Origin of the sequence: Xenorhabdus bovienii SS-2004 (genome assembly GCF_000027225.1) — a bacterium.
GTDB classification, from domain to species: Bacteria; Pseudomonadota; Gammaproteobacteria; order Enterobacterales; family Enterobacteriaceae; genus Xenorhabdus; species Xenorhabdus bovienii_C.
The window spans coordinates 967,895-989,767 of record NC_013892.1; the positions used below are offsets into that span (position 1 = coordinate 967,895).

A 21,873-nucleotide genomic window follows, 5' to 3' on the forward strand; every position below is an offset into this window, starting at 1 on the left:
GTTTTACACTCTATATATTCACTCTGTTTTTCTACAATATCATTCACATAGAAAATAAACACCTATCTTATCTTGTTAATTTCTCATCAAAAAGAAAATTTATTTTTATTAATTACAGCCTGTGTCTTTTATTATTTACAATATGCGGCCTGTATTATATTATAATAACCCAATCAAATACGATATTACTTTTTTATTATTCAGGCATTTACTCTTTAATATCATTAATAAATTTATCAAGGTCGCAATATACAAAATTGATCACCTTGTGCGTTATTGTTTTATTTTCTTGTTTAGGAGGATATATTTATGCTTAATTCCAAAACGGGAAGTTAGCATAACTTATCGTGGTCAATAACGCTTCCTCGCGTTATTGACCTTTTTTCATTTGCAGTAATTCATCTTCTGACGGCACATCCGGTTGCTCAATAGGAAATACCGGTAAAGCATTCAACAAACGGGAACCATAACTTTTGTTCAGTAGGCGCCGATCATAAATCACCACCTCACCATAACATTCATGACTGCGGATCAATCTTCCCACTTGCTGAATAAGGTTGAAAGACGCACTCGGCAAACTTTGTACTTCAAAAGGATATCGCTTCAGGGATTTCAGCCATTCACTTTCCGTAATGATGACCGGATTGGTCACAGGAGGAAAAGCTATTTTATGGATATGTACTTGTGAAAGATAATCACCTTTTAAGTCCAGCCCTTCCGCGAATGATTGTAATCCAATCAGCACGCTGGGCTGCCCTTCATCAATACGTCTGCAATGAGTTTCCACCAATCGATAACGCGGCTGATCACCTTGTACCAATAACATAAGCCGCAATTCTTTTACGAAAGTAAGAAAACCTTCCATTGCACGCTGGCTGCTAAATAGCACCAGCATTCCCCGATAGGCTCCCATCAGTATCTGCGAACGAAAATAACGCGCCATTTCTTCAAGATGCTGCATTTCATTTTGAATAGTGGGTTCCTGCGTCATCAGGGGAATAATAATACGTCCCTGACGTACGTGTTCGAAAGGAGATGACAAGGTGATAAAGCGATCATCATAATTTTCATGCAGCCCTGTCAGCTCCTGAATACGAGAGAAGCTATTTAGAGAGCGTAATGTCGCTGATGTCACTACAATATGGGGAATCTTACGCCATAACAACTGGGTTAATTGCTCACTGACTCGAATGCCTGCACAGTGAAAATAAAGATGCGATTGGTTTTTCTCATAACGGCGAGTGAGCCATTTCGATATTGGTGCATGGGAAGATTCTTCCTGTGATGCTAAACGCCACAGTTTCACCATATTCTCAAAGTAACCCAATGTTCGGCTGGTTTGCAGAATAGCATGGTGCAACCTGACAATATCCTGTTTGGCTGTTTGATCGGTAAGATCATTTACAATCGCTTCAGACAGGCCACGCACCCCATCAGTAAGTTTGAATAATTGCTGGCAGCATAACAGCAAATTTTCAGGTAATTTTCCCAGTTCAAATAAATATTCTGCTGCTTCACGGCGTTCCGGCAATAATACCTGTGTGATATCCGCCAGCTCTTTAAAACATTCACGAATTTTTTCACAATGCGCCTGCAAACGGGTGATATTTGCCAAAGCTGGCGGTTTTGTCGGGCGAAATTGAAGCAAGTATTGTTCTACATTACGAACAAAGGTATCCAACTGCCCATTAAGTTGAAATAACGTGATTTCGCCTTCAACTTCCAGTGAATCCCTTGCAACATCGGGAATATGATGCCCTTCATCCAAAATCAGCAGCAGGTTTTTCGCGTCCGGCAAAACGGATTCATTTTCCAGTGCAGCGATGACCAGAGAATGGTTGGCAACAACAACATCCGCACTTTCAATTTCCCGACGGGCAAGGAAAAATGGGCAGCGATGGTAAAACTGGCAATTTCTCGCCAAACAATTCATTTTATCGGTGCTGACCTTTGCCCACAGAGAATCCGATAGCGCCAGTTGATGATGGTCACGCAGGCCATCCCAGATAAAAGTGCTGTAATCACTGCGCAGCCTACGACACAGATCCCGTTCTTCACTATTGGCGATTTCAGTTTTGTCTTCGACCAAAAGCATCAGATCAATCTGCTCCCCCTCCGCAGCACAGATAGCTTCCAGATTGCGTGGGCAAACATACCGCGCACGGCCAAAAGCCCCGGTGAATTTCAGGTCAGGGATGAGCTTGCGTAACAACGGCAAATCTTTGCTGTAAATCTGATCTTGCAAAGCAACATTGGCTGTACTGACCACGAGCGGCTTTTTTTCCGCCCGACTGACGGCAATACCCGGGATCAGGTAAGACAGCGTTTTACCAACCCCGGTCGGGGCTTCTATCACCAAATGCCGTCCTTCTTCATCTGCCAGTGTCTTTGCAACCTCTGCAATCATCTGACGTTGAGGCTCGCGTGGAATGAAGCCATCAATATGGATGGATAACGCCTTATACCATTGGCTGATCTGATTTTTTATTGCGCTGGAAAGTGCCATGAGTTTTGCTACATAAAAATTGGAGGGCTATTCTCCCATAGGATGACTATCAGATCAGCTTTATATCACTATTATTGGGAACACGTTTCCAGCTTTTTCATTGAAGAAGCAAGAAAATCGGTTATTACTTGTTTGGAATACAGAAGCCGATATACTTTTGGCTTTCCGTGTCGGCTATAAATCATGACTAGAAGCTATCACTGAGAACCACGACTTAAAAATATAGCTTTTAAAAATATAGCGGCTAAAAATTCTGATTAAAAATCTTATTGAGAACTAAAGATGAAAAAAATCCTGCTTATTATCATCGTGTTATTTTCCCTCGGCTCTATTGGCGGTGTCTTTTTGGCAGGGCTGAATATGTACACTCGCTCAACAACTCCGGTAGAAGAGCCACAGCAGTCACAGCAGGAAAACGCCCCGATAGGGCAACAATAACCGTCAATACATCCGCTTTTATTGCAATATCCGGCATTGCAACATCATGTGAGAACGCTCATGAAAAATGAATATTTTGTTAGTCCGCAATGGCTAAACGACCATCTCCATGATGAGAATGTCGTCATTGTTGACGCCAGCGCCCCCATGCCTACCCAAACTATCGATTATCACCAGTTATGGCTGGATAACCATATTCCGGGTGCCCAGTTTTTTAACCTGGATAAAATCGCCAATCTCCAGACTAACCTGCCACATATGCTGCCAGAACCGGAGGTTTTCCGTCAGGCCGTTAGCGCGATGGGGATCAGTGAAAACCATCTGGTAATAATTTACGATCAGGGAAATATGTTCTCTGCCCCACGAGCATGGTGGACTTTCAAGATCTTTGGCACTCGCAATATCCGTATTCTTGAAGGGGGGTTACAGGGTTGGCAGCAAATGGGTTATCCAACGGAATCAGGTGAAGTTACCCGTCAGCCCCAAATTTTCAATAGCCAATTCACCCCTGAAAAAGTCTGTTCTCAGGAACAGATCCTTGATGCTCTCCATCATAAAGCACCAATACAGTTTATTGATGCCAGAGCCGAAGACCGTTTTCAGGCCAAAGTACCAGAACCTCGCCCCGGTTTGAGAATGGGGCATATCCCCGGCTCAAAAAATGTCCCGTGGACAACATTGATTGATAATGGAAGTTATAAGTCACCAGACGAAATTGCAGCTATATTCAAAAAGCAAGGCGTTGATTTAAAACAGCCAATAATGACTAGCTGTGGTTCTGGAATGACCGCCGCAGTTTTAGTATTAGGGCTGGATATGATTGGTCACAAAGAAGTGGGATTATACGATGGCTCTTGGGCTGAATGGGGTGCCGATGATTCTCTTCCGTTAGAAAAATAGATAAAACGGCAAAGGGCATTAAAATATCATGCCCTTTTTCCTATCAAGCATATGAATCCTACTGCTTTTATAAGACGATTAATTAGAAATTTTATGGTATACAAATAGGACAACTATCGCACCAACGACTGCAATGGCAAAACTTCCCAGATTAAATCCATCAACTTTTCCCATGCCGAAGAATGTACTGATATATCCACCAACAACTGCACCAATAATTCCTAAAATCACCGTCATGATGATACCGCTACTGTTATCCCCCGGCATAACCCACTTCGCAATAATTCCAGCAATTAAGCCAAAGATAACCCATGACAGGATACCCATATACAACCTCCAGAATTGATTAGATGACTTGTTTAAGAACCTTAGTATAGGCTCTAATATGGTTTTACTGTATATTTCTCTTCTATGCCCTAATTTAAGACACTAAATAAAAGAATTGCAAATAGTAAAAGAAAAGATATTTATAAGTCATTAGCCATATTTATATAAAAATTAACATTAAAAAATCAGAATCCATTAATGAAATTTAAAAGTTAATTTTTTCAAATGAATAATTATCACAGGTCAGTTAGCAAAATATTTTTCAGTATAATGGGAAATATTCGGTCAATATAATAAAGATGAAAGGGATATAGCAGATAATTTAATAGCGGCTGGGTTGGTCCCAGCCGCTACGTTTTTTCAATTGATAGCAATAATCATGCTTCTGCGGCTGAAAAGATAATATTTGAGATAGCAGCAGACGTTTTCAATGCTCTGATCTGCATAAATAACTCATCGGCTTCATCATATTCTTTACGTAGATAACCAAGCCACTGCTTGATGCGGGCAACGTGATACATGCCTGTATCACCCCGCTTTTCCAGATAAGTATATTTTTGCAATAACTGAAGCACACCATTCCACGGCATTTTTGGTTCGTTATATTTAATAATACGACTCAAATTTGGCACATTCAGGGCGCCACGGCCTATCATTACCGCATCACATCCCGTCACCTTCATGCACTCCTGAGCACTGTGCCAATCCCAGATTTCACCGTTGGCAATCACAGGAATGGCAAGACGACGCCGGATTTCGCCAATCGCCTGCCAGTCTATGCGTTCTGCTTTATAGCCATCTTCTTTAGTACGCCCATGCACCACCAGTTCGGTCGCACCCGCCTGCTGAACGGCATCCGCAATTTCAAACTGATGATCACCGGAATCCCATCCCAGACGCACTTTTACCGTAACCGGTAATTCTTCAGGTACAGCGTCCCGCATCGCTTTGGCACCACGGTAGATGAGTTCAGGATCTTTCAACAACGTAGCTCCCCCACCGCTGCCATTCACAGTTTTGGAAGGACAGCCGCAGTTTAAATCAACGCCCCATGACCCCAATTCAACTGCCCTGACAGCATTTTCGGCCAGCCATTCTGGGTATTGCCCCAGAAGCTGTACCCTGACGGGTGTTCCTGATGGTGTCCGGCTCTGGTGCTCCAGTTCAGGACACAACCGGTAAAAAGATTTCACCGGCAGCAGACTGTCCACTACACGCAGGAATTCCGTGATACAGAGGTCATAATCGTTGACCTCACTCAGCAGTTCCCTGACCAGAGAATCCAGAACACCTTCCATCGGGGCCAGCAAAACGCGCATGGATTATTTTCCTGATGCGGCTACATTTGATGTTTTGGATGAAGTACGTTGCCGACGCTGACCCGATGGGGTTCCTTTGCTGCGCGGACGATCACTGTGTTGTTTGGTACTGCCTTGGTTAGAACGACTCTGGTTGGAGCGGTTCGGTTTGCTGCTGCCTTGGTTAGAAGGGCTTTGCCTACCGTTACCACGCTGACTGCCACGGGAATTACTTCCATTCAGAATTGGCTCAGCTTTAATGGAAGGATCAGGGTCATAACCCGAAATCGCAATACGTGGAATTTCACGCTTCAGCAGTCGTTCAATATCGTGCAGGAGTTTGTGCTCATCGACACAAACCAGAGATATTGCCTGTCCTGTCGCTTCCGCACGGCCTGTACGACCAATACGATGCACGTAATCTTCCGCAACATTAGGCAATTCAAAGTTAACGACGTGGGGCAGCTGATCGATATCCAATCCACGGGCAGCAATATCTGTCGCCACCAGCGCACGTATCCGGCCTGACTTGAAATCGGCCAGCGCACGGGTTCTGGCTCCCTGGCTTTTATTACCATGAATCGCGGCAGCAGTGACACCATCTTGACTGAGCTGTTCCGCCAGACGGTTTGCGCCATGTTTGGTACGGGTAAAGACCAATACCTGCTGCCAGTTCTGGTTGCCTATCATATAAGAGAGCAATTCTCCCTTACGTTTTTTATCCACAAAATGAACAGCTTGATCAATTTGTTCAGAAGCCGAGTTACGACGGGCAACTTCTATGCTCACCGGATCACGCAGCAGTTTATTGGCAAGGCTCTTGATATCATCGGAAAAAGTCGCCGAAAACAGTAAATTCTGGCGTTTTGCAGGCAATTTGCTCAATACCCGACGAATGTCATGAATAAAGCCCATATCCAACATGCGGTCGGCTTCATCCAAAATAAGGATTTCAACATGGGATAAGTCCACCGCATTCTGGTGTTCTAAATCCAACAGACGCCCCGGAGTTGCCACGAGAATATCGACACCACCACGTAATTTCATCATTTGTGGATTAATGCTGACACCACCAAATACAACCAATGAACGCAATCTGAGATATTTACTGTAATTGCATACATTTTCACCCACTTGAGCCGCCAGCTCACGGGTTGGTGTCAAAATCAGCGCCCTGACCGGACGACGACCTTTTGCCTGAGCCGGAGATTCACTCAGTAATTGCAAAATTGGCAAAGTAAACCCTGCCGTTTTCCCCGTTCCCGTCTGGGCACTAGCCAAAAGATCTTTACCGGACAACACAACAGGTATGGCTTGCTGCTGAATAGGGGTGGGTTCCACGTAACCTTGTTCTTCAACGGCACGTAAAATATCAGCCTTCAAGCCGAGTGACTCAAAATTCATAAATAAGAAATGCTCCAGACTTCACCATTCCTGAAACCCGTTCAGGAGCAGTTTTATGGGAAGAAAACAGACGCGATAAATCGCAAAGAAATTACACAAACTGCAATGCATCATAAGGCGGCATTATAACAGATATGTTTTTCTAAGCAGCATAGAAGAAAAGAATAATTGACTTTTATATGCTAATAAACGTGTCTATTGGCAGAAAAGGTTTGCAGGAAATGACAAAAAATAGGCATATTATTTTTTTTTGGTAGCGATTTAACGTAAATTTATGCCAGCTTTACATCAGGTTACTTTAGTTTTAAAGTTAATCATATGATTGATATATTGATGGCATTTTCGAAAATTCTTTGTAACAGGATACACATAACATGGCAGCTAAAACGACTCAAACATTGCGAGGCGAACAGGCCAAACAGCAACTTATTGAATCAGCGATAGAAATTTTCGGGAAGTCCGGTCTGGAAGGTGCGACCACCCGTAATATTGCCCAGCACGCAAAACAGAATATCGCCGCTATTTCTTATTATTTTGGCTCTAAAGAAGGGCTATACCTTGCTGTCGCACAATTTATTGCCGATAAGTTAAAATCGGAATTTTCCCCACTCGTTGAAGCGATTGACCGTTTTTTTGTCGAAACTTCTCAGCCTTATCCACAAGCGCCGATACTGGCATTTATCCATGAAGGAATGACGAGGTATAACTGTCTGATTTTCGAAACAAGCAGCATCAATCTCAGCCGAATCATGTCACATGAGCAGTTGACGCCCACAGCGGCTTACAGCGTTATCCATGAACAAGGGCTTGCCCCGGTTTATTCCCGTCTGAATAAACTCATTGCCAATTATATCGGCGCGGATGAACACCAGATTTCAACACAGATCCACACACATGCCCTGTTGGGGGAAATTCTTTCTTTCCGTCTGGCTCGAGAAGCGTTACTACGCCAAACGGGTTGGGACAATCTTGGCACCAAAGAATACGAATTAATCAATCAAGTGTTATCTCAACACATCACTTTATTGCTTAACGGGTTACGGCAGAAGTAACACACTCAATGCCATACAGGCTGAACATTAAAAATTGAATAACGCATAAGGGATGGTATGAACAGTAAAAAGTTTGCTCTTTTCCTATTAGCGATCATCATTGTTATCGGAGCTATTGTCGGCATTGATTATTATCAGGAACAAAATGACAAGGAATTAATGCTGTATGGCAATGTTGATGTCAGAACCGTCAATCTTGGCTTTCGAGTTGCAGGTAAGCTGGCAGCCCTACAAGTAGATGAAGGCGATACAATCACTGCGGGTCAGGCACTCGGCCAGCTCGACAATACCCCCTTCATCAATGCCCTGAATCAGGCAAAAGCAACCCGTGACGCCGCCAAAGCAAATCTTGCCAAAACCGAAGCCGGTTATCGTACTGAAGAAATTGCTCAAGTACGTGCCGAGACCACGCAAAAAGAATCCGCATTCCGCTTCGCTGATAGCTTCCTGAAACGTCAACAGGGGTTATGGCAGCGTAAAATGATTTCCGACAACGATTTGGACAATGCCAAAACCGGCCAACATCAGGCGCTGGCGGCCTATCAAGCGGCAAAAGATAAGTTACGTCAGTTTGAGGCTGGTTATCGCAAAGAAGAAATTGCCGCCGCCAAAGCGCAACTGGCGCAAGCACAAGCTGCCGTGGCACAGGCAGAGCTTAATTCACAAGATACGCAACTGACTTCACCGTCAGCGGGTGTCATTCTTACCCGAGCCATCGAACCCGGCACGATGCTGGCAGCCGGAAACACCGTCTTTACACTCTCGCTGACCAAACCTGTCTGGATCAGAGCATATATTGATGAACCCAATCTGAATCAAGCGATAGCAGGGCGTGAAATCCAAATTTATACCGATGGGCGGAAAAATCAGCCCTATCACGGCAAAATCGGCTTTGTTTCTCCAACGGCTGAATTCACGCCCAAAAATGTCGAAACACCCGACCTAAGAACCGATTTGGTCTATCGGCTGCGCATTATTGTCAACGATCCCGATGAAGGGCTGAAACAGGGTATGCCTGTCACTCTGCGTTTTACTGATTCTAATAAGTAAGGCGCGAATATGACCAGTTCGGCTTACACGATAGTACTGAACGGCGTAGAGAAAACGTTTCCGGGGTTGGAAGTTCCTGCCGTATCGCACTTGAATGCAGAAATTCAAGGGGGATCGGTCACCGGTCTTGTCGGGCCGGACGGTGCCGGAAAAACCACGCTGATTCGGATGCTGGCAGGGCTATTGAAGCCCGATAACGGCAATATTAAAATTATGGGGCTTGATCCCATCAAAGACAGCGTTAAAGTACGTTCTGAACTGGGCTATATGCCGCAGAAGTTCGGTCTGTATGAAGATTTAACCGTGCTGGAAAATCTCAATTTATACGCAGAGCTGCGGGGTGTGCTTCGCGAAGAGCGCAAGGCCACTTTTCAAAAACTACTGACTTTCACAGAGTTAACCCATTTCACGGGGCGGCTGGCGGGAAAATTGTCCGGCGGTATGAAACAGAAACTGGGGCTTGCCTGTACGCTATTAGGAAGCCCGAAAGTTTTGCTGCTTGATGAGCCGGGAGTAGGTGTTGATCCCATTGCCCGTCAGGAATTATGGCAGATGGTGCACGAACTCGCTTCCGACGGAATGTTGATTCTGTGGAGCACGTCTTATTTAGATGAAGCAGAGCTGTGCCGTGATGTTTTGCTGCTGAACCGTGGTAAATTGCTCTATCGCGGCCAGCCGCAGAAATTGACCCAGAATATTGTCGGACGATCTTTTCTACTTGATGTCAAACAAGGTTCCCGCCGTAAAATCCTGCAACATGCGCTTACGCTGCCACAAGTGACTGATGGGGTGATTCAGGGAAGATCTGTGCGTCTGATCTTAAAAGCTGGTGTAGACCAAAGCAATCTACTCCAGCAAATAGGGCTGCCTGATGCCAAGCTATTTGACGCTGAACCTCGCTTCGAAGATGCCTTTATCGATCTACTGGGTGGCGGTCCCTCCCATCGCTCTGCACTGGCAGAAATCATGCCGCAGATACCGCCCAATCCGACGGAAACCGTTATAGAAGCCCGTAGTCTGACCAAAAAATTTGGTGATTTTGCAGCAACTGATCATGTGGATTTTCAGGTGAAGCGCGGAGAAATTTTTGGCTTGCTCGGGCCTAATGGTGCTGGAAAATCGACGACCTTCAAGATGATGTGCGGGCTGATCATCCCCACTTCGGGCAATGCGCTGGTTCTGGATATGGATTTAAAAACCAGTTCAGGCAAAGCGCGCCAGCGTCTCGGTTATATGGCACAGAAATTTTCCCTCTATGGCAATCTGACCGTTGCACAGAATCTTAAGTTCTTCTCCGGTGTTTACGGGCTGAAAGGCCGCCATCAGCGGGAGAAAATGGCTGATATGGTCAATGCCTTTAATCTCGAACCGATCTTACATCAAACCACCGATAGCCTTCCGCTCGGCTTTAAACAGCGCCTTGCCCTCGCCTGCGCTTTGATGCACGAACCCGATATTCTGTTTTTGGATGAGCCAACATCGGGCGTCGATCCACTGACTCGCCGCGAGTTTTGGCTGCATATCAACGGAATGGTAGATAAAGGTGTTACCGTGATGGTGACTACCCACTTTATGGATGAAGCAGAGTATTGTGATCGTATCGGGCTGGTATTTCGGGGAAAATTGATCGCCGCCGGGACACCTGATGAGTTGAAACTGTTGGTCACCACTCCTGAACGCCCCAATCCTTCAATGGAAGAAACCTTTATCGATCTTGTGGTGAATTATGATAAGGAGCAGCAATGAGCCATCCTGAACGCATTCGCCCTGAATATCAGGGAGCACATAAAGCTGTCAGTTTTTCATGGCGTCGGTTAAAAGCATTGTGCATTAAGGAGAGCAAACAAATTATCCGCGATCCCAGCAGTGCTTTGATTGCGGTAGTTATCCCGTTGATGCTGCTGTTTATCTTTGGTTATGGTATTAACCTTGATTCCGGCAAACTGCGCCTCGGCATTCTGATGGAACAGCAAAGTGAAGATGCCCGTGAACTCGTTCATGCATTTACAGGCTCGCCCTATATCGATGCTACTGTCAGCGACAATCGCCAACTCTTGATCAATAAAATGCAGATGGGTGGGATTCGCGGCATCATCGTGATACCGGTAAATTTTGATGTCCAGCTCGCCCGCGTTGGTGGTCATGCCCCCATTCAAGTAATCACTGATGGCAGTGAACCCAATACTGCGAATTTTGTTCAAGGCTATGCGAAAGGTGTCTGGCAAATCTGGCTACAGCAACGCGGACAAAATCGCGCGGTTTCAACGACTCCACTCATTGACATGCAAATCCGTTACTGGTTTAACCCTGCGGCCATCAGCCAGCATTTTCTCATCCCCGGCGCTATTTCAATTATTATGACGGTGGTAGGAGCGATCCTCACTTCTCTTGTGGTCGCCCGCGAATGGGAACGGGGAACAATGGAAGCACTGTTGTCAACCCAAGTCACCCGAACTGAATTACTGCTCGCCAAACTATTACCCTATCAAGTGCTGGGTTCTTTCGTCATGGTGCTTTGCATGGTATTCACTGTGTTTGTACTGGGCATTCCCTATCGCGGCTCACTCTGGCTATTGGCACTGATTTCCAGCCTCTATCTCGCTACCGCCTTAGGTATGGGCTTGCTGATTTCTACTGTGACACGCAATCAATTCAATGCAGCAATGATTGCCCTGAATGCCGCTTTTTTGCCTGCCATTATGTTATCCGGCTTTGTTTTTGAAATAGACAGTATGCCCGCGTTTATTCAGGCAACCACTTATGTCATCCCTGCCCGCTATTTCGTCAGCAGCTTACAAACGCTATTTCTGGCGGGTAACATCGGCACTGTGCTGATCACGAATTTGCTTCTGCTGATTGCCAGCGCCATCGTTTTTATTGGCCTGACCGCATGGAAAACCCGTCGGCATCTGGATTAAGAAGGAAAGAGCATGTTTTACAGCCTGTATACGCTAGTCATGAAAGAGTTACAGTCTCTCCTGAGGAATCCCCAAACACGGGCCACTCTGATTGTGCCGGTTCTCTTTCAAATGACCCTGTTTCCCTGGGCGGCCACACTGGAGGTCAAGAATGCCACCATTGCTATTTATAATGAGGACAAGGGGCAGGCTTCCATTGAATTAACCCAGCGTCTGGCAAAATCGAAAGCATTTCCTGACATTATTTTGTTAACCAGTTCGCAGGAAATCCGCCCGACGTTAGATAACCGTAAGGCACTGCTATTGGTGCGCTTTCCTCAAAATTTCAGTGCCAATATTGCCAGCCAGACACCGACATCAATTCAGGTCTTACTGGATGGACGCAACTCAAACAGCGCACAAATTTCCGCTAATTATATCCAGCAGATTGTGATGAATTATCAGAAGGAATTATTAGGCAATTCGGCCAGTCTCAACAATAGCGATTTAATCATTCGTAATTGGTATAACGCCAATCTGGATTATAAATGGTTTGTGGTGCCATCACTGGTTGCCATGATTACGACAATTGGCGTTTTGATCGTGACCGCACTTTCCGTTGCCCGTGAAAGGGAGCAAGGAACACTGGATCAATTGCTGGTTGCTCCGTTGGCGACATGGCAGATTTTCCTCGGTAAAGCGATCCCCGCATTGGTTGTTGCAACCACTCAGGCAAGTATTGTTTTACTTATTGGGACACTGTTTTACCAAATCCCTTTTGCCGGCTCCCTGCTGCTATTTTATGGCTGCACTCTGGTTTATGGGCTATCGCTTGTTGGTTTTGGCTTACTTATCTCCGCTGTCTGTTCAACGCAGCAGCAGGCTTTCATCGGCGTGTTTGTGTTTATGATGCCAGCTATTCTGCTGTCTGGGTATATTTCCCCCGTCGAAAATATGCCCGTTTGGTTACAGGATATTACGTGGGTTAATCCTATTCGGCATTTTACTGATATCACTAAGCAAATTTATTTGAAAGGCGCGGATTTTTCAGTGATTTGGCACAGCTTATGGCCGTTATTAGTCATTACCGTGACAACTGGCGGGATCGCCTATCGGTTATTCCGTAGTAAAATTGCTTGATGAATTATGAGAAATTATGTTCTCCCGAACTTTTGGCTGATTTTTCAGTGAGGTATTCCACAGGAGCAGCTCTTGACCGGAGGTGGAAAAAGAGGGAAACATAACCGATCATCATTCTGTTTTTACATTCTCTTTAAAAAATAATTAACAGAAAGATAATGGGAAATAATATATCAACAATTAATCAGAAAAAGATCTTCTTACTTTCTTTTTAATATAAAAAAACCTGCTAATGCAGGTTTTTCTCAAAATATTCAATGGTAATTAACGACGGTCACCGAGAATACGTAACAGCATCAGGAACAGGTTGATGAAGTCCAGATACAGAGTCAATGCGCCAGTAATAGAATATCTGCGCAGGTTCTCTTTATCGTTAACATCCAGCTCCGCACCCATTTCTTTCAGTTTCTGAGTGTCATAAGCAGTCAGACCCGCGAAGACCAGAACACCAATATAGGTGATTGCCCACATCAGTGCCGGACTTTTCAGCCAGATGTTTATCAGAGAAGCCAGAACGATACCAATCAACCCCATAAACAGGAAGCTACCTAAGCCACTCAGACTGCGCTTAGTGGTATAACCATAGACACTCAGTGCACCAAACATCGCCGCTGAAATGACAAAAGTGCTGGCAATTGAACCACTCGTGTAAACCACAAAAATACTGGAAAGCGTCAGCCCTGTCAGCATGGAATACAGCATAAACAACCCTGTTGCCAGCGCACCGCTCATTTTATGAACCAAGCCAGACAGCACAAATACCAGTGCAAGCTGGGCGATGATCAGGCCATAAAATACAATGGAGCTGCTAAAAATTGCGTTTAAGATTTCAGGGCTATTTGCTACATATCCTGCAACAAATGCAGTTAACAGCAGACCACAAGTCATCCAGCCGTAGACTTGTGCCATATAAGTTTGTACACCAGAGCCAGCTTTCTGGACAATCGAACCACTAGAACGTTGATATCGGTCCATGACGATTACCTTTTTATAACAAGTTAAGGGAAATTGGGATTGCTTAAAAATAAACAATCTATTCAAATGTTATACATTAGCATAGAACATTAACAAAACCATCCGCCGATTAATGGCAATTTCAGTGACATATTATTTAACTATCCAGTTTTAGAGGTAGGCCGCAAAATTATCAGCCAAAAGATTTTACCGTTATTTACCAGCGCCCAGCCGCTTCCTGATCACTCTCTCGCGTTGCTACCCAGCGCTCTCCTTCCACCAGAGACTCTTTTTTCCAGAATGGTGCTCTGGTTTTCAGATAATCCATAATGAATTCAGCCGCAGTAAAAGCCATGCTACGGTGAGCGCTGGTGACACCAACGAACACAATTTCCTCACCCGGATACAATTCACCGATGCGATGAATGACACTGATCCGTTGCAGCGGCCAGCGCTGACGGGCTTCGTCAATGATAACCTGCAACATTTTTTCCGTCATACCCGGATAATGCTCCAGTGTCAGTGCTTTGACGCTATCTCCAAGATTATAGTTGCGCACTTTGCCCGTAAAGGTAACAACCGCACCATCGTCATCGCACTGCGAGAGCCATTGGTATTCGTCACCAACGTTGAATCTCTCCCTTTGGACACACATTCGTGTGTTTTCCATGATCATCCCCCCGTAACTGGCGGGAAAAAAGCCACTTCATCACCATCGTGCAAAGGGTGTTCAGCATGTACAAAGGATTGGTTCACTGCGGCAAGCAATTTACCCTCTTCCAATGCCAGCGCCCATCGTTCTCCTTTTTCAATCAGGAAATGACGGAGATCCGCAACCGTTAGATATTCATGAGGCAGTTCGAGTGAATCAGCCCCTACCAGTTCACGGACCTGTGCAAAAAATAGGACTTTGATCATGATCCCACCTTAAAGTTTCCTGATTTGCCGCCGCTTTTTTCCAGCAGACGTACCGGCCCAATCACCATATCTTTTTGCACTGCCTTGCACATATCGTAAATCGTCAAAGCCGCCACGGACGCAGCAGTCAAGGCTTCCATTTCCACGCCGGTTTTCCCCGTCAGGCGGCAGCAGGATTCAATTCTGACACGATTATGTTCGGCTTGTGCTTCTAGTTGTACTTCAACTTTACTCAGCAGCAGCGGATGGCACAGTGGGATCAATTCCCAAGTTCTCTTCGCTGCCTGAATCCCCGCAATACGGGCAGTCGCAAAAACATCGCCTTTATGGTGATCACCAGCAACAATCATGGCCAGCGTTTCAGCCTGCATTTCAACAAAGGCTTCCGCCCGTGCTTCTCGCACGGTTTCCGTTTTGGCAGAAATATCCACCATATGGGCTTCACCCGCAGTATTAATATGGGTCAGTTGGGACACTCTCCGCTCCTGAAAAATGAATTGAGCCGTTAAATTAACCGCCAATGAAAGAAAGATTAGGGGTAATGCCACTATCCCCCTGATGTAAAAAGTGAGTCTCACGCTTATGGCGCAAGCCACCCTGAATGCGCAATTTCAGATCATTAAGTAACGTGTCATCGGACAATAAATCACGTAATGGAATGCCCTGTTCACCAAACAGGCACAGGTGAAGATTGCCAATCGCAGAAACCCGCAGGCGGTTGCAGCTTTGGCAGAAATTTTTTTCATACGGCATGATAAGGCCAATTTCGCCCTGATAATCAGGATGACTAAAAACCTGCGCCGGCCCGTCACTACGGGCGCGTTGCTGTTGCTGCCAGCCCTGTTGCAACAAATGGCAACGGATCACTTCACCGGAAAGATGGCGGCGACGAAACAATTCACTACCTTCCCCCGTCTCCATCAATTCAATAAAACGCAATTGGATCGGACGATGTTTAATCCACGCAAGGAAAGCGGGCAGGCTAGTATCATTGACGTTTTTCATCAATACGGCATTGACTTTCACTGCACTGAACCCTGCGTCAAAAGCCGCATCAATGCCACGCATAATCTGGAAAAATTTATCCTGTCCGGTAATGGCGTGAAACTGGCGGGGATCAAGGCTATCCACACTGACGTTGATCGCCGTCAGTCCCGCCTCTTTCCAGCGGGCAACATCACGCTCCATCCGGTAGCCATTGGTCGTAATGGCGATTTTTTTGATCTGTGGGTTTTCATGCACTGTCGCGATGATATCGCAAAAATCACGACGCATAGTGGGTTCTCCGCCTGTCAGGCGAATTTTTTCCGTCCCAAGTTCAGCAAATGCACGGCTGACGCGGCGAATTTCTGGCAGGGACAGAAACGATTGGTGTCCATGAGGATGATAGCCATCAGGCAGGCAATATGTGCAGCGAAAATTACACACATCGGTAATCGATAATCTCAAGTAATAAAATTTGCGGGCAAATGCATCTACGAGTTGTTCCACAATAACACCTTCCAAATGCGGGAGATGCAGGCATTTCTACCTTGCACCCTGGTGACTCAGGAGCCACGGCCAAAGCATCATCTCAATGTGGTATCCGTATGATAGAACAATGACTTAGACACAGAGGCTAGGAGTTAATACCAATTCCAATCATTATGTGAATAATTGTGTGAGTAACGAGATTCTCGTTGCTGATTCTAACGTTTAAGATAATAAAAAGCTAACACCAACCTTCAATATATATTTTATTATACAACGAGTTAATGAAACGTTGTCACATCAACTTCTGAAGATAAATCACTCTGTTATCCATCAAAATATTCGGCAAAAGATCGGATAAAATCACGGCAATTTCTCAAAGCATCATATTTTATGATAAATTACACCCGATTTATTAAGGCCATATAAGTTTAGTGAATATCAGTAACAGGAACCCTATGCGAAACCGCACATTAGATGATTTAGATCGTGTGGTCGCCCTCGGCGGCGGTCACGGACTTGGGCGCGTCATGTCTTCCCTTTCATCTCTCGGTGCCCGTCTGACCGGTATTGTCACAACGACTGACAATGGGGGATCAACCGGAAGAATACGGCGTGCTGAAGGTGGGATCGCCTGGGGTGATACCCGCAATTGTTTGAATCAACTGATCACTGAACCGACGGTCGCTTCCGCCATGTTTGAATATCGATTCAGTGGTAATGGCGAACTGGCCGGCCATAATCTGGGTAATTTGATGTTAAAGGCGTTGGATCACCTGAGTGTCCGCCCCCTTGAGGCCATTAACCTGCTCCGTAGCCTGCTGAAAGTCAACGCACATCTTATCCCGATGTCCGAACATGCTGTCGATTTAATGGCTGTCGATGATCAAGGCAATAGGGTGTATGGGGAGGTCAATGTTGATCAACTCAGTTGTGTACCACAGGAATTAATGCTCTATCCCCATGTCAGCACCACCAAGGAAGCGTTGGAAGCCATCGAACGGGCAGACTTGATTTTGATCGGACCCGGTAGTTTTTTTACCAGTCTGATGCCGTTGTTGTTGCTGGAAGATTTAACTCAATCTCTGCGCCGTAGCAATGCCAGTATGATTTATATTGGCAACTTGGGGAAAGAACTCAGCAATGCTGCCGCAGGGCTGTCATTGAGCGATAAACTTGAGATGATGGAAAGTAAGATTGGCCGCAAGATGATTGATGCGATTATTGTTGGCCCCTGTACTGATATCAGTTCCTTAAGTGACCGGATTGTGACTCAACAAATTTTGGAAGCTCAGGATATTCCCTATCGCCATGATCGTGAATTATTACGACAGGCTATCGAAAATACCCTGCAAAAATTGGGCTGACTATTTTGCAAGTGGAGAGTTTGCAAGTGGAGAGTGATGCTATTCACTCTCCGCCTTTCATTTTATTTCTATTTACGAGTTAGCAATAAACTGCACCCGTAATGCCTGTACCTGATCACGAATATTCGCCGCCTGTTCAAATTCCAGATCCCGCGCATACTGGTACATTTTTTCTTCCAATTCCCGAATTTTGTTTTCCAGCTCTTTTGCCGACAATTTACGGTAATCGTCAGTGTCGGGAGAAATTTTACCTCTCCCTTTGGCTTTTCCTTTGCCACTCACTGGTTGACCAATTTTCAGGAGATCACCGATTTTTTTATTCAGCCCTTTCGGTACGATACCGTGCTCCTCGTTAAATGCCTGCTGTTTGGCACGACGGCGCTCGGTTTCACCAATGGCTTTCGCCATAGAGTCGGTGATTCTGTCACCGTACAAAATCGCTTTACCGTGCAAGTTACGCGCCGCTCGACCAATAGTCTGGATAAGGGAACGCTCTGAGCGCAGAAAACCTTCTTTATCGGCATCCAGAATTGCCACCAGAGAAACCTCCGGCATATCCAAGCCTTCGCGCAGTAAGTTAATGCCCACCAGCACATCAAACTCGCCCAGACGAAGATCACGGATAATTTCCACCCGTTCAACGGTATCGATATCAGAATGGAGATAACGCACTCGTTCACCGTGCTCTTCCAAATATTCGGTCAAATCTTCTGCCATCCGTTTTGTCAGCGTCGTCACCAGTACCCGCTCGTTTTTCTCGGCACGGATACGAATTTCAGATAGCAGATCATCAACTTGTGTGGCGACAGGACGAACTTCAATTTCAGGATCAATAAGACCCGTCGGGCGCACCACCTGCTCAACCAGTTCGTTACCTGATTTTTCCAATTCATAACGGCCGGGGGTTGCGGAAACATAAATCGTCTGGGGTGCCAGTGCTTCAAACTCCTCAAACCGCAATGGGCGGTTATCCAATGCTGATGGCAGGCGAAAACCATAATCCACCAGCGTTTCCTTTCGGGAACGATCGCCACGATACATACCGCCAATCTGCGGGATAGTGACGTGAGATTCATCTACCACCAGTAAACCATCCGCAGCAAGGTAATCAAACAACGTTGGCGGCGGCTCGCCTTCGGCACGGCCAGAGAGATAACGGGAGTAGTTTTCAATGCCAGAGCAGTAACCCAGTTCGTTCATCATTTCAAGATCGAATTGAGTTCTCTGGGTGATGCGCTGCTCTTCCAGCAGCTTATCCGACGCCAGAAGCATTTTGCGTCGCTGCTCCAATTCAACTTTAATGTCTTCCATCGCCTGAGTAATACGCTCACGCGGTGTGACATAGTGCGTCTTGGGATAGACGGTATAACGCGGCACGTTGTACTGGATCTGACCGGTCAGTGGATCAAACAGGGAAAGCCGCTCCACTTCATCATCAAACAGTTCAACACGCAGCGCATGTTCATTAGATTCTGCGGGGAAGATATCAATCACTTCTCCACGCACCCGGAATGTCCCGCGCTGGAATGCCTGATCATTGCGGGTATATTGCAGTTCTGCCAGACGATGCAAGATGGCGCGCTGATCAATGAGCATACCATCGGTCAGATGAAGCATCATTTTCAGGTAGCTATCGGGGTCACCCAGACCATAAATCGCAGAAACCGAGGCAACCACTACCACATCCCGACGTTCGAGCAGGGCTTTCGTTGCCGACAAACGCATTTGTTCGATATGCTCGTTCACAGAAGCGTCTTTTTCGATAAAGGTATCTGAGCTGGGTACATAAGCTTCTGGTTGGTAGTAGTCATAATAGGAAACAAAGTATTCCACCGAGTTTTCAGGGAAGAATTCTTTCATTTCGCTATAAAGCTGAGCCGCCAGCGTTTTATTGGGAGCAAGGATCATCGTTGGCCGATTCAGATTTGCAATAACATTAGCTATCGTGAAAGTTTTGCCTGATCCCGTCACCCCTAAAAGCGTCTGATGGGCCAGACCATCTTCCAGCCCTTCCTGTAATTTCCGGATAGCGTCTGGCTGATCCCCTCCCGGCTCGAAATCAGAATGTAACTTGAATACTTTATTTGTCATAAATAAATCAACCAATTAATTGTTTATCAATACATTATGAAACGATAAGTGCCGGTGAGTATTGAGGGTTTAAGTTCTCCGCCGCCATTTTGCCGCCATTTTGTAACTGCGATAATGGGTTGTATATCAAGGCATCATTCAGGTGGTCAGGTGCAAAATGGGCATATCTCATTGTCATCTTGATATCGGTATGTCCCAGTATTCTCTGTAAGACAATGATATTACCTCCGCTCATCATAAAATGTGATGCGAATGTGTGACGCATCACGTGGGACGATTGGTGAGATGGTAACTCTATACCAGCTTGCTTAACCGCTGTACGAAAAGCATTGTAGCAAGAGCTAAATAACTTCCCTTTTCTCTTCGGTATCTCATCATACAGCTCTTTAGTTATCGGAACTGTGCGATTGCGTTTACCTTTGGTTTTAGTGAACGTTATCTTATAAGGCGTGATTTGTGAATCAGTTAATCCCGCCGCTTCAGACCATCTGGCTCCTGTTGATAAAGCTATTTTGACAATAATAAGCAAATCTTTTGCTCGGCTTTTAGCACAGAAATTTAGCAGAGTAATAATTTGTTGATTTGATAAAAAAGCCATTTCCTTCTCACCAGTGTTGAACGCTCTGATGTTTTTTAATGGATTCCCTGCTTTCCATTCTCCAAGCCTATGCAACTCATTAAACATAGCACGGAAATATGCCAATTCATTATTAACGGTACTAGGCGCAACGGGTTTTAATTTGTCCGCATATCCATTTAATCTTTTTTCTCGATAAATGGAAAACAGCTTATTATCAAACTCGGTTACAAAAGGATGATCCATTTCTTTACAAGCAAAGAACATTCTTTTTTTACGGTGTTCGCCATCGCTTAGGGTTATGCCATGCGCCCGATACCAAATGTCAATCAACTCAGAAAGAAGACGTTTATCTTGCTTCTCTCCAAGCCAGGGTTTTTCTACAGTTTCATCTAATATATGGCGTTCGCAGGCAATTGCTTCACCTTTGGTCGTGAACTGTTTACGGATTCTGCGCCCATTCCTGCCATTAGGATAAAGCTCAACTAGCCATTTCCCATTTGGTTGTTTATTTATTGCCATTATTTTCTATACCAAATATAACGCTTAACCATTCGTCAAATTTGTGTTTTTTATGTCCTTCACTATTTAACATAGTGTCAATTTTACTTTTCTGAAAGATATGTCTTTTACCCGTATTAGAGTCAAGACCAGATATCCATTGATGGCCGTATTCATTCTCAAGGTATTGATCTATAAGAACGTCATACTTTTCTCTTACTCTTAATTCATTTTTAAAGTATGTATAGGTGAATGAAGTTCTGATTGGGAGAGTTTCTTTGATAATTTTAGCGGTTGCGGCTATGTCACGGATAATATTTGCATATTCAAACACGTCGCTATTGTTTAGCTTTAAGATTTCTCTACAAAGTTCAACGAATTCATATCGTGATGATCTGACTAAGAATTTAGTTTCAACATATTGTTCATTGATAATGTGGTTTATACCATCGCCATCAATTATGGATAAGTAAAAATCTCCTTTTTTATGGAGGAATATCCTATTTAACTCACCAGTAATTCTCTGTTTTTTTTCATTATCGTTTAAAAATGAAAAACTGATGTTATTAATATTACCTGTCCAAATGGTTGCTTCGTCATTAACCATTGTGTATGTGTGTTTTTTAAGTTCTTTTGAATCAGTGCTGGAAGCAGGAGTATACTCAGTTGAACTATTATTAGTTGATTCTTCTGCGTTTAACTTATTATTTTCTTTCTTAAATTCGGCAGAGATTCTATCTGTTATAGAAGAGTTCCTATCTGTTACTAGACTATGGCTACTTTCAGGTTTATTTTTTTTACGATGCAGTAGAATCCAACGATAGGATAAATAGCATAAAAGTAAACCAGAAATAAATAGCATAACCTTGACAGTGTTTCTCTTTTCAGGTTCGGTATCGAAATGGAAACCTAATCCAGAAATAAAAAATAATATCAAGAAAGTAAGTAAAATAACTTTTATTGTTGTAATTATAATTTTCACT

General features: G+C 44.7%; 20 protein-coding genes and 1 riboswitch. Of the genes, 8 read left to right on the forward strand and 12 right to left on the reverse strand.

Annotated features, from left to right (window positions below; all coding sequences use genetic code 11):
* Positions 1–370: 370 nt before the first annotated feature.
* On the reverse strand, positions 371–2,506 hold the full coding sequence (dinG, locus tag XBJ1_RS04135; protein WP_012987525.1) for an ATP-dependent DNA helicase DinG: 2,136 nt from the start codon (positions 2,504–2,506) through the stop codon (positions 371–373).
* A 282-nt stretch (positions 2,507–2,788) separates the two neighbouring features.
* Here dinG and XBJ1_RS21260 point away from each other — a divergent pair, with 282 nt between their 5' ends.
* Positions 2,789–2,944, forward strand: a complete 156-nt coding sequence (locus XBJ1_RS21260) for a lipase chaperone (protein ID WP_012987526.1) — start codon at positions 2,789–2,791, stop codon at positions 2,942–2,944.
* A 60-nt stretch (positions 2,945–3,004) separates the two neighbouring features.
* Complete coding sequence (gene sseA, locus XBJ1_RS04140) at positions 3,005–3,844, forward strand: 3-mercaptopyruvate sulfurtransferase (protein ID WP_012987527.1); 840 nt, start codon at positions 3,005–3,007, stop codon at positions 3,842–3,844.
* Between the two features lie 78 nt (positions 3,845–3,922).
* On the opposite strand, the gene XBJ1_RS04145 is transcribed toward sseA, so the two are convergent.
* The 3 genes from XBJ1_RS04145 to rhlE all read right to left on the reverse strand — a co-directional run bounded on the left by XBJ1_RS04145 (position 3,923) and on the right by rhlE (position 6,873).
* A complete protein-coding gene (locus XBJ1_RS04145) occupies positions 3,923–4,171 on the reverse strand; it encodes a GlsB/YeaQ/YmgE family stress response membrane protein (protein WP_012987528.1) in 249 nt (82 codons plus the stop codon).
* 377 nt (positions 4,172–4,548) lie between these two features.
* Positions 4,549–5,490 carry a tRNA dihydrouridine(16) synthase DusC gene (gene dusC, locus XBJ1_RS04150; protein ID WP_012987529.1) on the reverse strand — a complete coding sequence of 314 codons (942 nt, stop codon included), beginning with the start codon at positions 5,488–5,490 and terminating at the stop codon, positions 4,549–4,551.
* A gap of 3 nt (positions 5,491–5,493) precedes the next feature.
* Entirely contained in the window at positions 5,494–6,873 is a 1,380-nt protein-coding gene (gene rhlE, locus XBJ1_RS04155) for an ATP-dependent RNA helicase RhlE (protein WP_012987530.1), read from the reverse strand.
* A gap of 374 nt (positions 6,874–7,247) precedes the next feature.
* Here rhlE and cecR point away from each other — a divergent pair, with 374 nt between their 5' ends.
* Genes cecR through XBJ1_RS04180 form a run of 5 tightly spaced genes read left to right on the forward strand, consistent with a single transcriptional unit; the run spans position 7,248 to position 13,012 of the window.
* The gene (cecR, locus tag XBJ1_RS04160; protein WP_012987531.1) at positions 7,248–7,925 is read left to right on the forward strand and encodes a transcriptional regulator CecR; all 678 of its coding nucleotides are present in this window, start codon (positions 7,248–7,250) and stop codon (positions 7,923–7,925) included.
* A gap of 57 nt (positions 7,926–7,982) precedes the next feature.
* The gene (hlyD, locus tag XBJ1_RS04165) at positions 7,983–8,975 is read left to right on the forward strand and encodes a secretion protein HlyD (RefSeq protein WP_012987532.1); all 993 of its coding nucleotides are present in this window, start codon (positions 7,983–7,985) and stop codon (positions 8,973–8,975) included.
* Positions 8,976–8,984: 9 nt separating this feature from the next.
* A complete protein-coding gene (locus XBJ1_RS04170; RefSeq protein ID WP_012987533.1) occupies positions 8,985–10,721 on the forward strand; it encodes an ATP-binding cassette domain-containing protein in 1,737 nt (578 codons plus the stop codon).
* Entirely contained in the window at positions 10,718–11,893 is a 1,176-nt protein-coding gene (locus XBJ1_RS04175) for an ABC transporter permease (RefSeq protein WP_012987534.1), read from the forward strand. Before XBJ1_RS04170 ends, XBJ1_RS04175 begins: the two co-directional genes overlap by 4 nt.
* Positions 11,894–11,905: 12 nt before the next feature.
* A complete protein-coding gene (locus XBJ1_RS04180) occupies positions 11,906–13,012 on the forward strand; it encodes an ABC transporter permease (protein WP_012987535.1) in 1,107 nt (368 codons plus the stop codon).
* A gap of 264 nt (positions 13,013–13,276) precedes the next feature.
* On the opposite strand, the gene XBJ1_RS04185 is transcribed toward XBJ1_RS04180, so the two are convergent.
* From XBJ1_RS04185 to moaA, 5 genes are all read right to left on the reverse strand, one after another.
* Positions 13,277–13,987, reverse strand: a complete 711-nt coding sequence (locus XBJ1_RS04185; protein WP_012987536.1) for a Bax inhibitor-1/YccA family protein — start codon at positions 13,985–13,987, stop codon at positions 13,277–13,279.
* 196 nt (positions 13,988–14,183) lie between these two features.
* Positions 14,184–14,636, reverse strand: coding sequence for a molybdopterin synthase catalytic subunit MoaE (moaE, locus tag XBJ1_RS04190; RefSeq protein ID WP_038198383.1), 453 nt, complete (start codon positions 14,634–14,636; stop codon positions 14,184–14,186).
* A gap of 2 nt (positions 14,637–14,638) precedes the next feature.
* Entirely contained in the window at positions 14,639–14,884 is a 246-nt protein-coding gene (moaD, locus tag XBJ1_RS04195; protein ID WP_012987538.1) for a molybdopterin synthase sulfur carrier subunit, read from the reverse strand.
* The gene (moaC, locus tag XBJ1_RS04200; RefSeq protein WP_012987539.1) at positions 14,881–15,360 is read right to left on the reverse strand and encodes a cyclic pyranopterin monophosphate synthase MoaC; all 480 of its coding nucleotides are present in this window, start codon (positions 15,358–15,360) and stop codon (positions 14,881–14,883) included. The genes moaD and moaC overlap by 4 nt, the downstream gene beginning before the upstream one ends.
* Before the next feature lie 34 nt (positions 15,361–15,394).
* A complete protein-coding gene (moaA, locus tag XBJ1_RS04205) occupies positions 15,395–16,378 on the reverse strand; it encodes a GTP 3',8-cyclase MoaA (protein ID WP_173346406.1) in 984 nt (327 codons plus the stop codon).
* Positions 16,365–16,521: riboswitch (molybdenum cofactor riboswitch) on the reverse strand. (Overlaps the previous gene by 14 nt.)
* A 291-nt stretch (positions 16,522–16,812) precedes the next feature.
* Between moaA and yvcK the strand changes: the two genes are divergently transcribed.
* Complete coding sequence (gene yvcK, locus XBJ1_RS04210; RefSeq protein WP_012987541.1) at positions 16,813–17,721, forward strand: uridine diphosphate-N-acetylglucosamine-binding protein YvcK; 909 nt, start codon at positions 16,813–16,815, stop codon at positions 17,719–17,721.
* Between the two features lie 72 nt (positions 17,722–17,793).
* Here the strand turns inward: yvcK and uvrB are convergent, their stop codons facing one another.
* The 3 genes from uvrB to XBJ1_RS04225 are packed head-to-tail and all read right to left on the reverse strand — an operon-like array spanning position 17,794 to position 21,872.
* Complete coding sequence (uvrB, locus tag XBJ1_RS04215) at positions 17,794–19,812, reverse strand: excinuclease ABC subunit UvrB (protein WP_012987542.1); 2,019 nt, start codon at positions 19,810–19,812, stop codon at positions 17,794–17,796.
* A 34-nt stretch (positions 19,813–19,846) separates the two neighbouring features.
* Positions 19,847–20,911, reverse strand: coding sequence for a phage integrase (locus XBJ1_RS04220; protein ID WP_012987543.1), 1,065 nt, complete (start codon positions 20,909–20,911; stop codon positions 19,847–19,849).
* The gene (locus XBJ1_RS04225; RefSeq protein WP_038198385.1) at positions 20,898–21,872 is read right to left on the reverse strand and encodes a hypothetical protein; all 975 of its coding nucleotides are present in this window, start codon (positions 21,870–21,872) and stop codon (positions 20,898–20,900) included. The genes XBJ1_RS04220 and XBJ1_RS04225 overlap by 14 nt, the downstream gene beginning before the upstream one ends.
* Position 21,873: the final 1 nt, after the last annotated feature.